The sequence below is a fragment of the Curtobacterium pusillum genome, assembly GCF_007680845.1.
GTDB lineage: Bacteria > Actinomycetota > Actinomycetes > Actinomycetales > Microbacteriaceae > Curtobacterium > Curtobacterium pusillum_B.
Genome location: NZ_VEIY01000003.1, coordinates 366,793 through 378,296, shown reverse-complemented (window position 1 = coordinate 378,296; position 11,504 = coordinate 366,793). Strand labels below are relative to the sequence as shown.

At 73.4% G+C, this 11,504-nt stretch carries 15 protein-coding genes; 5 read left to right on the top strand and 10 right to left on the bottom strand.

Going from position 1 to position 11,504, the window contains the following annotated elements; translation table 11 throughout:
• Positions 1 to 42: 42 nt before the first annotated feature.
• Genes FS825_RS09385 through FS825_RS09350 form a run of 9 tightly spaced genes read right to left on the bottom strand, consistent with a single transcriptional unit; the run spans position 43 to position 7,767 of the window.
• Positions 43 to 915 (bottom strand): 5-oxoprolinase subunit C family protein, encoded by an 873-nt coding sequence (locus FS825_RS09385; protein ID WP_186377177.1) that lies wholly within the window; start codon positions 913 to 915, stop codon positions 43 to 45.
• A 2-nt stretch (positions 916 to 917) separates the two neighbouring features.
• Positions 918 to 1,292 carry a 5-oxoprolinase subunit B family protein gene (locus FS825_RS18930; protein ID WP_260981115.1) on the bottom strand — a complete coding sequence of 125 codons (375 nt, stop codon included), beginning with the start codon at positions 1,290 to 1,292 and terminating at the stop codon, positions 918 to 920.
• Positions 1,235 to 1,552, bottom strand: a complete 318-nt coding sequence (locus FS825_RS18925) for a carboxyltransferase domain-containing protein (protein WP_260981102.1) — start codon at positions 1,550 to 1,552, stop codon at positions 1,235 to 1,237. Before FS825_RS18925 ends, FS825_RS18930 begins: the two co-directional genes overlap by 58 nt.
• Positions 1,549 to 2,307 (bottom strand): LamB/YcsF family protein, encoded by a 759-nt coding sequence (locus FS825_RS09375; RefSeq protein ID WP_144712261.1) that lies wholly within the window; start codon positions 2,305 to 2,307, stop codon positions 1,549 to 1,551. Before FS825_RS09375 ends, FS825_RS18925 begins: the two co-directional genes overlap by 4 nt.
• A 25-nt stretch (positions 2,308 to 2,332) precedes the next feature.
• Entirely contained in the window at positions 2,333 to 3,196 is an 864-nt protein-coding gene (locus FS825_RS09370; protein ID WP_144712259.1) for a universal stress protein, read from the bottom strand.
• A 47-nt stretch (positions 3,197 to 3,243) separates the two neighbouring features.
• Positions 3,244 to 4,395 (bottom strand): S1C family serine protease, encoded by a 1,152-nt coding sequence (locus FS825_RS09365; RefSeq protein WP_144712257.1) that lies wholly within the window; start codon positions 4,393 to 4,395, stop codon positions 3,244 to 3,246.
• Positions 4,392 to 5,654 carry an arginine deiminase gene (locus FS825_RS09360; RefSeq protein WP_144712255.1) on the bottom strand — a complete coding sequence of 421 codons (1,263 nt, stop codon included), beginning with the start codon at positions 5,652 to 5,654 and terminating at the stop codon, positions 4,392 to 4,394. The genes FS825_RS09365 and FS825_RS09360 overlap by 4 nt, the downstream gene beginning before the upstream one ends.
• 8 nt (positions 5,655 to 5,662) lie before the next feature.
• Positions 5,663 to 7,114: a basic amino acid/polyamine antiporter gene (locus FS825_RS09355; protein WP_144712253.1), complete on the bottom strand. Its 1,452-nt coding sequence runs from the start codon at positions 7,112 to 7,114 to the stop codon at positions 5,663 to 5,665.
• A gap of 53 nt (positions 7,115 to 7,167) precedes the next feature.
• Entirely contained in the window at positions 7,168 to 7,767 is a 600-nt protein-coding gene (locus FS825_RS09350) for a DUF308 domain-containing protein (RefSeq protein ID WP_144712251.1), read from the bottom strand.
• A 168-nt stretch (positions 7,768 to 7,935) separates the two neighbouring features.
• Between FS825_RS09350 and FS825_RS09345 the strand changes: the two genes are divergently transcribed.
• Positions 7,936 to 8,550, top strand: coding sequence for a DUF308 domain-containing protein (locus FS825_RS09345; protein ID WP_144712249.1), 615 nt, complete (start codon positions 7,936 to 7,938; stop codon positions 8,548 to 8,550).
• A 26-nt stretch (positions 8,551 to 8,576) separates the two neighbouring features.
• Positions 8,577 to 8,888, top strand: coding sequence for a hypothetical protein (locus tag FS825_RS09340; RefSeq protein ID WP_144712247.1), 312 nt, complete (start codon positions 8,577 to 8,579; stop codon positions 8,886 to 8,888).
• A 112-nt stretch (positions 8,889 to 9,000) separates the two neighbouring features.
• On the opposite strand, the gene FS825_RS09335 is transcribed toward FS825_RS09340, so the two are convergent.
• On the bottom strand, positions 9,001 to 9,588 hold the full coding sequence (locus tag FS825_RS09335; RefSeq protein ID WP_144712245.1) for a GNAT family N-acetyltransferase: 588 nt from the start codon (positions 9,586 to 9,588) through the stop codon (positions 9,001 to 9,003).
• Between the two features lie 84 nt (positions 9,589 to 9,672).
• Between FS825_RS09335 and FS825_RS09330 the strand changes: the two genes are divergently transcribed.
• From FS825_RS09330 to FS825_RS09320, 3 genes are read left to right on the top strand one after another with little or no spacing between them, the layout of a single operon-like run.
• On the top strand, positions 9,673 to 9,978 hold the full coding sequence (locus tag FS825_RS09330; protein ID WP_144712243.1) for an EthD family reductase: 306 nt from the start codon (positions 9,673 to 9,675) through the stop codon (positions 9,976 to 9,978).
• Positions 9,975 to 10,877 (top strand): NmrA family NAD(P)-binding protein, encoded by a 903-nt coding sequence (locus FS825_RS09325; RefSeq protein WP_144712241.1) that lies wholly within the window; start codon positions 9,975 to 9,977, stop codon positions 10,875 to 10,877. Before FS825_RS09330 ends, FS825_RS09325 begins: the two co-directional genes overlap by 4 nt.
• Positions 10,878 to 10,890: 13 nt before the next feature.
• On the top strand, positions 10,891 to 11,499 hold the full coding sequence (locus tag FS825_RS09320) for a dihydrofolate reductase family protein (protein WP_144712239.1): 609 nt from the start codon (positions 10,891 to 10,893) through the stop codon (positions 11,497 to 11,499).
• The last annotated feature ends 5 nt before the right edge of the window (positions 11,500 to 11,504 follow it).

The window sequence follows — 11,504 nt, the reverse complement described above, 5'->3', positions numbered from 1 at the left end:
TCCCATCCCGCGGAGGCGCCGGCGGACCACCGCGGCGTCGGCTCAGCCGACGATGCGGAATCGGACCGCGTCGCCCGGGCGGAGCTGCGCCGCGCGGTCGACGGACGCGGGGGTGAGCACCGCGACGACCGGGTAGCCGCCGGTGACGGGGTGGTCGGCGAGGAAGAGCACGGGGTGCCCCTCGGGCGGGACCTGGAGCGAGCCGGTCTCGACGCCCTCGCTCGGGAGCTCGCGCGTGATCGTCCGGACGAGCGGGCGGTCGGCGGTGGTCCGGACGCCGACCCGGTCGCTGTCCGGGGTCACCCGGTGCACCTGGTCGGTCAGGACCTCGCGCCAGTCCGCGGTGAACCAGTCGTCGCGGGGACCGGCGACGACGTCCAGCACGGGCGGGGCGCTCGAAAGCAGCGGCGGCGCGACGGCGTCCACCACGGGCCAGGCGTCGGCGTCGTCGCCGATCGGGAGCACGTCGCCGGCGGCCAGGGGCGGCGGACCGAGGCGCGCCAGCGAGTCCCACGAGCGGCTGCCGAGCACCGGCTCGACGGCGATCCCCCCGCGGACCGCGAGGGTGGCGCGGAGCCCTGCCGTGGCGGTGCCGACGCGCAGGGTGTCCCCGGGCGCGAGCGAGAGCACCTCGTACGGGGCCGCGCCGCGGACCCGCCCGTCCGCCTGCTCGACCTCGACCGGGCAGGCCGCACCGGTGATGGCCGCGACCACGTGCGCGTCGGTGCGGAGCGTGACGGAGCCGAGCAGCGCCTCCAGGACGGCCGCCTCCGGACGGTTGCCGACCATGCGGTTCGCCAGCGCGGCGGACCCGCGGTCGGCCGCGCCGGCGGCGCCGAGACCCGCGTCGCTGAACCCGGGGCGGCCGCGGTCCTGGACCGACGTGCCGGGGCCGACCTCGACGAGGGTGAGCATGCTCACGCGGCACCGACGTCGATGAAGCGGATGCGGGTACCGGCGGGGGAGAGGGCCGGTGGGTCGCGGTCGAGCGACCACATCGGGACGTCCGTGCGGCCGATGAGCTGCCAGCCACCGGGCGAGGTGCCGGGGTAGACGGCGCTGAACTCGCCGGCGAGCGCGACGCTGCCGGCCGGGACGGCGGTGCGCGCGGTGCTGCGGCGGGGGAGGTCCAGCGACTCGGCCGTGCCGGTGAGGTAGCTGAACCCCGGGGCGAAGCCGCAGAACGCGCTCGTCCAGACCTGACCGGTGTGCCACGCGACGAGTTCCGGGCGGGTCATCCCGACGGTGACGGCGACGGCGTCGAGGTCCTCGCCGTCGTAGGCGACCGGGATCGTGACCGTGGCGGCGTCCTCGAGGGGCCGACGGTGCGCGGGTCGACGGCCGCGAGCGCGCTGCGGAGTCGGACGGGGTCGGTGCGTCGCGGGTCGAAGCGGACGAGCAGGGTGCGGGCGCCGGAGACGACCTCGGTCACGCCCGGCACGGGTGCCGCGGCCAGTCCGGCGCGGAAGGCGACGACCTCCGTGAGGGAGGCGACGGTCACCAGGAGCGCGGACGTGCCTGCCGGGCGGACGTCGAGGCCGTCGCCGTTCACGCGAACGATCGGATCGTGACCCCGTGGCGCGTGAGGAGCGCACGGATCGCGCGGGCCATCGCCACCGCCCCGGGGGAGTCGCCGTGCACGCACACCGAGTCCGCGCGGACAGCGACCTCCGACCCGTCGACCGCGGTGGCGACGCCGTCGGTCACCATCCGGAGCACGCGTTCCGCGACGGTGTCGGGGTCGTGCAGCACGGACCCCGGCCGGCTCCGCGGGACGAGCGAGCCGTCCGGTTCGTAGGCGCGGTCGGCGAAGGCCTCGGCGACGGCGCGGAGCCCGTGCCGCTCGGCGGCGACGAGGAGCTCCGAGCCCGGGAGCGCCAGGACGGCGAGCGACGGGTCCACGTCGGCGACCGCGCGGGTCACGACGTCGGCCTGCACCGGGTCGGCGCAGGCCGTGTTGTAGAGCGCACCGTGCGGCTTGACGTAGGTCACCGTGGTGCCGGCCACCCGGGCGGCGGCGGCGAGGGCACCGAGCTGGTGGACGACGTCGGCGTACAGCTCGTCCGGGGTGACGTGCACCGGCCGACGGCCGAACCCGGCGAGGTCCCGGTAGGCGACGTGTGCCCCGACGGCGACGCCGCGCTCGGCGGCGGCCCGGCAGGTGGCGAGCATGATCGACGGGTCGCCGGCGTGGGCGCCGCACGCGACGTTGGCGGAGGAGACGACGTCGAGCACCGCCTCGTCGTCACCCGCGGTCCAGGCGCCGAAGCCCTCGCCGAGGTCGCTGTTGAGGTCGATCGTCGTCATCGGCCCAACCTACCGGCCGACCGCGTCAGGACCGGTGCACGATCACCGGGCAGGCCGCGTGCTGCGCGCACTCCTGCGTGACCGACCCGACGAGCAGGCCCCGGAACCCGCCGAGCCCCCGGCTGCCGAGCACGAGGAACGCCGCGTCGTCGCTGGCCTCGAGGAGCACCTCGGCGGGACGGCCCTCGACGAGCTCAGAGGTGACGCTGACGTCGTCGTCGATGACGTCCTCCGCCGCGTCGAGCGCCGAGGAGGCCGTCGCGAGGGCGTCCTGCTCCGGCGACCAGTGGTCGAACGGCGCCTCGTCCCGGTTGAGCGCCTCCGGCCACTGCCACGTCGTGATCGTCCGCACCGGCAGCCCGAGCCGGCGGGCGAGCGTGACCGCGAAGCGGAGGGCCCTGCCGGACTCGGGCGAGCCGTCCACCCCGACGACGATCGTGTCCCCGGCAGCCGCAGCACCGCCGCGGTCGACGAGCACGGGGCAGGTCGCGTGCTGGATGCACGCCGCGCTGACGGACCCGAGGAGGAGCCCGCGGAACCCGCCGCGGCCGCGGCTGCCGACCACCAGCAGGCCCGCGTCCGCCGACGCGTCGAGCAGCACCTGGGCCGCACCGCCCTCGACGCTCCGGGTGGTGACGTCCACGTCCACCGGGCCGTGGCGCTCGAGCAGCTCGGTGGCGTGCTGCCGGATCTCCTCGGCGTCGTGCAGGGGTGACCAGGTGTTCGCCACCGGGAGGGTGCTCCACGTCAGGGGCCACCGCCAGGACGTGACGACGTCGATCGGTGCGCCGAGTCGTTCGGCGAGGGTGAGACTGCGTTCGAGCGCGGCGCTCGCCGGCTCCGATCCGTCGAAGCCGACGACGATCCGTCCGGGGTCTTCCGTGCTCATGTGCGTGTCCGTCCTGTTGGTGCTGTTCGTGGTGTGGGCCGTGCTCGTCAGCTCGACGGGGCGGCGCGGAGGGTGATCGTGGCGTCGTGTTGCTCGCCGTCGCGCAGGTACGTCACCCGGACGTCGTCGCCGACGGACCGGGTGGCCTCGAGGAACGCGACCGAGTCGGGGTGCAGGGCGTCGAGGCCCCGCACCGCGGTGAGCACGTCGCCCGGGCGGAGTCCGGCGTCATCGGCGGGCCCGCCGTCGGTGACGGCGGTGAGCTGGAGCCCGACGGCGACGGACCCGTCGGCGTGGTGCAGGGCGACCGGCAGCGTGGTCACCCCGAGGACCGGGTGCGCCACGCTGCCGTCGGTGCGCAACGCCTCGGCGATCGGGCGCGCGACGACCGAGGGCACCGCGAACCCGATCCCGACGCTGCCGCTGCTCGCCCCCGTGGCGCTCGGGACGGTGGCGATGGCCGTGTTGATGCCGACGAGGCGTCCCGAGCAGTCGACGAGCGCCCCGCCCGAGTTGCCCGGGTTGATCGAGGCGTCGGTCTGGATCGCCCCGGTGAGGACGGTGCTCCCGCTGCCGTCGCCGGTCGGGACCGGGACGTCCCGGCCGAGGGCGCTCACGACGCCCGTGGTGACCGTGCCGGACAGCCCGAGGGGTGCCCCGAGCGCGACGACGGGCTCGCCGACGTCGAGTGCGTCGGACCCGCCCCAGGCCAGTGCTGGCAGCCGACGGTCGGTGTCGGCCCGGAGCACGGCGAGGTCTGTCCGTGGGTCGCGGCCGATCACCCGCGCGTCGAGTTCGGTGCCGTCGTCGAGCCGGACGGTCACCGGGCCGTCCGCTCCCGACGCGATCACGTGGTCGTTGGTCAGGACGATCCCGGACGCGTCGATGACCTCGCCCGAACCGGATCCGCCGCCGCCGGAACCGCCGTCACCGGATCCGACCTCGATCGTCACGACACTCGGCAGGACGCTCTGCGCGACGGCGGCCGCGTCGCACGACCCCGCCCCGGACCCGGCCGCCGGGACGGCACCGCCGCCCCCGCCCGCTGCCCCGCGCGACCCGACCCACCCGGCCAGCACGCCGACCCCCACGACCACGACCACGGCCGCACCGAGCGCCGCCCACGATCGCGGTGTCCGACGACGGGCCGCGGCGCGGGGTCGTGTCCCCGAGCCGTCCTCCCCGACGCCCCCGCTCATGCCGGCAGCGGATCACGGAGGAGCGGACAGGTCATGCAGTGCCCACCGCCCCGGCCGCGCCCGAGCTCCGCACCGCGGATCGTCAGCACCTCGATCCCGGCGGCACCGAGCAGGTCGTTCGTCAACGTGTTCCGGTCGTACGCGTACACGACCCCCGGCTCCACCGCGACGACGTTGTTCGCGCTGTCCCACTGCTGCCGTTCGGCCGCGTACTCGTCGCCGCCGGTGTCGACGACCCGGAGCGCGTCGATCCCGAGTGCGTCCGCGACCACCTCGAGGAACGACGACGACTCGTCGGTCACGTCCACGGACCCGGCGCCCGTCCCCGGCCGCAGCGTGAACGGGTGGATGTGGTCCACGATCGCCCGGTAGACCGTCACGACGTCCCGGTCCGCGAAGGTCAGCACCGTGTCGAGGTGCATCGCCGCGCGGAGCCTCGGCATGCCCGCGACGATCACCCGCTCGGCCTCCCCGCGGGCGAACAGCGCCGCCGCCACCTGCGTGATCGCCTGCCTCGACGTCCGCTCGCTCATGCCGATGAGCACCACGCCGTCGCCGACGGGTAGCACGTCGCCGCCCTCGATCGTCGCGAGCCCCCAGTCCTGCTGCGGATCGCCCCACGCGAGCCGGTCCAGGGCCGGGGCGAACGTCGGGTGGAACGTGTACACGGCCTGCATGAGGAGCGTCTCGTCGTGCCGAGCGGGCCAGTACAGCGGGTTGAGCGTGAACGCGCCGTTGATCCAGCACGTGGTGTCCCGCGTGTACAGCATGTTCGGCAGCGGGGGCATGAGGTAGTCGGAAGCCGACGAGTCCCCGTGGAGCCGGAGGAGGTCGGGGCGCTCGCCGGGATCGAGGTCCTCGACGTTGAGCCCGCCGATGAGGACCTCGGCGAGTTCCCGGTCCCCGTACCCGGCGAGGTGGTCGAGCGTCGCGTCGACGAGCAGCGGCCCGACCTCGTTCGGGGTGACCTTGCGGTCGAGCAGCCACTCGCGGGCCCCGGGGACGGCGAGCGTCTCGGCGAGGACCTGGTGGAGCTCGAACACCTCCACGTCCCGGGACCGCATGCTGTCGACGAACGCACGGTGGTCCTCCTGCGCGTTCTCGACCCAGAGCACGTCGTCGAAGAGCAGCGCGTCGTTGTTGCTCGGGGTCAGCCGGCGGTGCGCGAGGCCGGGCTCGCAGACGAGCACCTTCCGGAGCCGGCCCACCTCGGAGTAGGCGCCGAACTCCGTCGGAGCAGGTGTCGGTTCGGTGGGCATGGTGCCTCCTAGAGCGTGATGGATCCGGTGACGAGCCCGACGAGGGCGACGATCGCGCCGGCGACGGCGATGACGCAGAGGACGACCTCCGGTCGGGTGAAGACCTGGAGGCGCCGCTCGCGTCGCGCGATGACGTACAGCACCGTCGCGGGTGCGTAGATGAGGAAGGACAGCAGCAGGTACTTCGGGCCGGCGGCGATGACGAGGAAGACCGTGTAGACCACCGCGACGACCGCGGCGGTCAGCTGCCCCCGGGTGAGGCGCCCACCCTCGGACCGCCGGAGGCCGTACTGCACCGCGTAGAGCGCGGTGAGGAAGTACGGGATGAGCGACAGGGAGCTGCAGAGCTCGAGCATGGACGTCAGCGCGTCGTCCGAGAACATCGTCACGACGAGGAACACCTGGATGAGGCCGCTCGTGAACAGGAGCGCCATCCACGGGGTGCCGTGCCGGTTCACGACGGTGAGGAACCGCGGCGCGTCCTCCTGCCGGGCGGCCTCGTACAGGACCTCGCTCGACATCAGCGTCCACGCCAGGTACGCGCCGAGGACCGAGACCACGAGTCCGACGTTGATGAGCACGGTGCCCCACGTCCCGACGATCTCGCCGAAGACGCCGGCCATCGAGGGCTGTCGGAGTCCGCGGAGGTCCTCGGCGGGGAGCGCCGCGAACGACACGAGGGTCACGAGGGCGAACACCGCGAGGACGCCGAGGAACCCGCTGATCGTCGCGCGTCCGATGTCCTCGCGGCGGCGGGCGTACCGGGAGTACACGGTGGCGCCCTCGACGCCGAGGAACACGAACACCGTGATGAGCATCGTCGAACGGACCTGCGCGAACAGCTCGCCGGCGCTCGGTTCCGCGCCGCCCCAGAGGTTGAGGCGGAAGGTGTCCCAGTGGGTGCCGACGATCGCGCCCACGATGAGGAACAGCAGGATCGGGACGAGCTTCGCGACCGTGACGATGGTGTTGAGCACCGCCGCGTCGCGCGTGCCACGGAGGACGAACAGGTGGAACGCCCAGAGCATCACCGAGGTCACGAGCACCGAGAGCAGCGTGTCGCCCTCGCCGAACGCGGGCAGCACCGAACCGAGGGTCGACCCGATGAGCACCCAGTACGTGACGTTCCCGACGCACGCGCTCGCCCAGTACCCGAACGCCGAGAAGAAGCCGACGTAGTTGCCGAACCCGGCCTTGGCGTACGCGAAGATGCCGGCGTCGAGGTCCGGCCGGTGCGTGGCGAGCGCCTGGAAGACGAAGACGAGCATGAGCATGCCGACGCCGGCGACGACCCACGCGATGACCGTCGCGACGACGCCGGCGCCGCTCGCGAAGTTCCGGGGGAGGGAGAACACCCCGGCGCCGACCATCGAGCCGACGACCATCGCCGCGAGCGCGAACACGGAGAGCGAGCGGTCGCCCTCCTCGGTCGGAGCGGCGTGCTGTTCCTCGACCGTCATCTGAGCCCCCTGTCGGTGCTCGTACGGGTGGTGCGGATGGTGCGCGGTCGTGGTCAGACCGTGGGAGCGTCCCGATCGGGATCGGCCTCGGCATCGTCCTCGTCGTCGCCGACCCGGTTCCACGAGATGGCGACGACGAGTTGGACGATGCCCGAGACGATGAGGACGCTGCTGACGGCGGCGACGGCGAACACCGCGCCGAGGTACGGCAGGTTGATGAGGAGGAGCCCGCTGAGGAAGCTCAGCACCGCCCCGACGACCGCGAGGGCACGGTTGCCCGTGGTCGGCGCGTAGAGCAGCGTGATGCCCTCGAGCAGCCAGGTGAAGCCGATCGTGAGCGAGAGCCACCGGATGCCGACCGGTGGGTGGAACAGGGCGAAGACGCCGCCGACGACGATGAGCACGCCGACCACGACGAGTCCGATCCGTCGCCACGAGGACGTCGGTCCGGCGGAGAACGCCCGGACCAGCAGGGTGGCGCCGGCGACGACCAGGTAGACGCCGAACACCCACGCGACCGCGATGAGCGTCGCGTGCGGGAGCACGAGCGCGGCGAGGCCGGCGAGCAGCGCGACGACACCGAGGACGGCGAAGGCCGTGCGCAACCGACGATCGACGGCGCTCGACCCCTCCGTGGCGTGTTCGACGTCCATGACGTCCACCGACCTTCCCTGAAAGGCTCCGGAACCCACTTCGGCCAGGCCTACACCCGAAAGTGAGCCCCTGTCCGGATCGATGCGTGGGCATCGAGCGGACAGCGGCCCGTCCGGGGTGTAGACGGTGCGGCACGACGCAGACCACGACCACACCGGAGGAGCACCATGGACGACGCAGTGCGGACGCCGAGCTGGTCGGTGCACTCACCCCGGCCCGCTGCACGACGAGCGCGCCAAGCGATGGTGCTCCTCGTCACGGGCGTCGTCGGCTTCCTGGTCGCCGTGCTCATCCTCACCCGGCCGGCGGCCGCACTCGGCGCCGAGGTCCACCTCCTCGGCTCCTACATGGTCGTCGCCGGGCTCCTGCGCATCGGACGCGCGCAGGCCGGTGACCGCATGTCGGTCCTGCGGCGCGGGATCCACGCGGTGCTCGGCACCCTCGTCCTGGTCGCCGGGGTCATCGCCGTCGTCCACCCGCCCGGCGAGCTGAGCATCTGGGTGTTCGTGATCTCCCTCGCCTGGTTCCTCGAAGCCGCGGTCATCCTCACCGGGTCGACGTTCTCGGCCGTGCGTTCCCTCACGCTCGTCGCCGCCGTGCTGTGCATCTGCATCGGCGTCGCCCTGCTCCTGTACCCGGCGATCGGCGTCCGTGCCGCGACGGCCTCGAGCGCGGTGTTCCTCGTCCTGTTCTCCGCCGCCCAGCTGTTCGAGGGGATCCTGACGTGGGTGCCGCCCCGGTACGAGGACGTCGTCGTGGAGGCGCCACCGCGTCGGGCCTGATCGACGGCGGCCCGTATTCTCGGGGAGTGGAATCGACACAGCCCTCCGGCACGACGAAGCGCCGGGTGGAACTCCGGATCACCCGACCGCCCGTGACGTGGTTCGCCCGGCCGACCGTCACCATCGACGGCGTCGGACACCCCGCGCAGTGGGGGACCGGCACGTGGGCCGTGCCCGACGACGGTGGGACCGTCATCGGCGTGTACCTGTACAACCGCGTCTGGCGCTTCGGATCGGCGACCACGCGGGCGACGTCCGTCGACGACGGCGTCCCGTTCGTCTACCGCGCCGGGCTCCTGCCCTTCGGCGGCGGCCGCATCGAGCACGCCCGGGTCTGAACGCGCGCACCTGACCGACGCGGGTCACGGGGGTGGGCGGTCACCGCTGACGGACGGGAGGCGCGGTGCGGGCCCGCACCGCGCCTCCCGTCCGTCGCGGCGCAGCCCCCGGCTACGGGCGGCCGGGTTCGAGCGTGACCCACTCCTCGTCAACGACGTAGCCGACGGCTGCGTTCGCCGACCGGATCGCGGCGTTCTCGGCCGACCCTCCGGTCCGGAAGCGGGTCGTGCCCGCGTCGGCGAGTGCGAGCACGGACCAGGCCTTGACCGCCGGGGCGAGCCCGCGTCCACGCCATGCCGGGTGGACGACGGTGAAGGCCGTCTCGGCGAGCGGCCCGTCGACGTCGACGTACGTCATGGCCACCAGCTCGCCCTGCGCGGTGAGGAGGCCGAACGCGGGCCGCGACGCGGACGGGGTCGCCGTCCCGCGGTCGAGCGGCTCGTGCTGGGTCGCCACGCTGCCCGGGTAGTCCCGCGCCGTCAGGGCGTCGAGCTCGAGCACCGCCGCGACGTCGTCGGAGTCCAGCGCGCGGGGCGTGCCCACCTCGGCGACCCGGTCGACGAGCGCCCGCAACCGCGGACGGTCGATGCGGTCGGCGTCGAGCTGCGCCCCGAAGGACCGAGCCGTCACGGACCACCCCTGTGCCTCGAGCGCGGCGCGCTCCGGAGCGGTCGCCAGCAGCACGATCGTTTCCCCCATGCGCTCGATCCTGGCACAGCGCTCGTCGGCGCTGTCGACCGGGCCGGGCGTACCGAAGTGGCCGAACGGGAGAACACTGGCACCATGACCACGAAGATCACCCTCATCATCGACAACCCCGCCGACCCCGCCGCCTTCGAAGCGGCCTACCCCGCCCTCGAGGAAGCCGCCGGCGCCCTCCCGAAGCTCCGCCGCCTCGAAGCCGGCAAGGTCTGGCCGAAGGAGGACGGCACCCCCACCCCCGCCCACCGCACCCTCGACCTGTACTTCGACTCCTACGACGACGCCTCCGCAGCGGTCGCCGGTGCCGAGGCCGGCGCGTTCTTCGGGCAGCTCGGCGGCACCGGAGCGACCTTCACCGGACTCTTCTCCGACGTCGAGAAGGCGTGACCACCACCGTCCTCGTCGCCGGCGCCACCGGTGACCTCGGCGGCCGCATCGTCCGCGAGCTCCGGGAGCACGACACCCACGTCAAGGTGCTCACCCGCTCCACGAGCGCGAACCGCGGCGGCACGCCCGACCACGACGACCACGTCGAGGTCGTCACCGCCGACTACTCCGACCACGCCGCACTGACCGCGGCGCTCGCCGGGGTCGACGTGGTGGTGTCCGCCGTCAGCGGGACCCGCTCGGTGATCGTCGACACCCAGCGCGCCCTGCTCCGGGCAGCGGTCGAGGCCGGCGTCGACCGGTTCATCCCGTCCGACTACGCGGCCGACTACCGGTCGATCACCCCGGGGACGAACCGGAACTTCGAGCTCCGCCGCGAGTTCGCCGCCGACCTCGACGCCGCGCCGATCCGGGCGACCTCGATCCTCAACGGCGCCTTCACGGACATGCTCACCGGTCAGGCGCCGCTCATCCTGTTCGACCGGCAGCGCGTCCTGTACTGGTCGTCCGCCGACCAGGTGCTCGACTTCACCACGAAGGACGACGTCGCGTGGGTCACCGCACGCGTCGCGCTCGACCCGGCCGCACCCCGTGTGGTCGAGGTCGCCGGTGACCGCGTCACCTCGCGGAGCATCGCCGACACCATGTCGCAGCTGACCGGCACCCCGTTCCGCCTGCAGTGGGCCGGGACCGCCGGCACGCTGTCCGCGATGGCCCGGGTCGGCCGGCGACTCTCGAAGGCCGGCGACGACGAGCCGTTCCCCGCGTGGCAGGGTATGCAGTACTTCGTGAGCATGTTCAGCGGCGAGGCCGAACTCCGGCACGTCGACGACGACCGCTACGGGCACCACGAGTGGACGACCGTGCGCGACGTGCTCGCCGCGCACCTGGGGAACTGAGGAACCGACACGCATGGCCGACACCACCTGCCACATGTCCATCTCGCTCGACGGCTTCGTCGCCGGGCCGGACCAGAGCCTGGACCAGCCGCTCGGCCGCCGCGGCGGTGAACTCCACACGTGGCACATGCCCGGTGCGGACGTCGGAGCGGCCGACCTCCAGGCGGCGGGATGGCTCATGCGGCCGCGCGGCGCCTACGTGATGGGGCGCAACATGTTCGGTCCGGTCCGCGGCGAGTGGGACCAGGACTGGCAGGGCTGGTGGGGCTCGGAACCGCCGTACCACGCACCCGTCTTCGTGCTCACCCACCACGCGCACGAGCCGATCGAGCTCGAGGGCGGCACCACGTTCCACTTCGTCACGGACGGGTTCGACGCCGCCTACGCGCGCGCGGTCGAGGTCGCCGGTGACGAGGGTATCGACATCGCGGGCGGGGCCTCGACCGTGCGGCAGGCCCTCGCCGCCGGGGTGGTCGACGAGCTCACGCTCGACATCGCGCCCGTCCTGCTCGGCTCCGGGGAGCGGATCTTCGCGGACGGCTCCGAGACGTTCGACTTCGAACCGGTCGAGGTGCTGCACTCCCCGCTGACGACGCACGTCCGGTACCGCCGCCGCAGCTAGGCGGT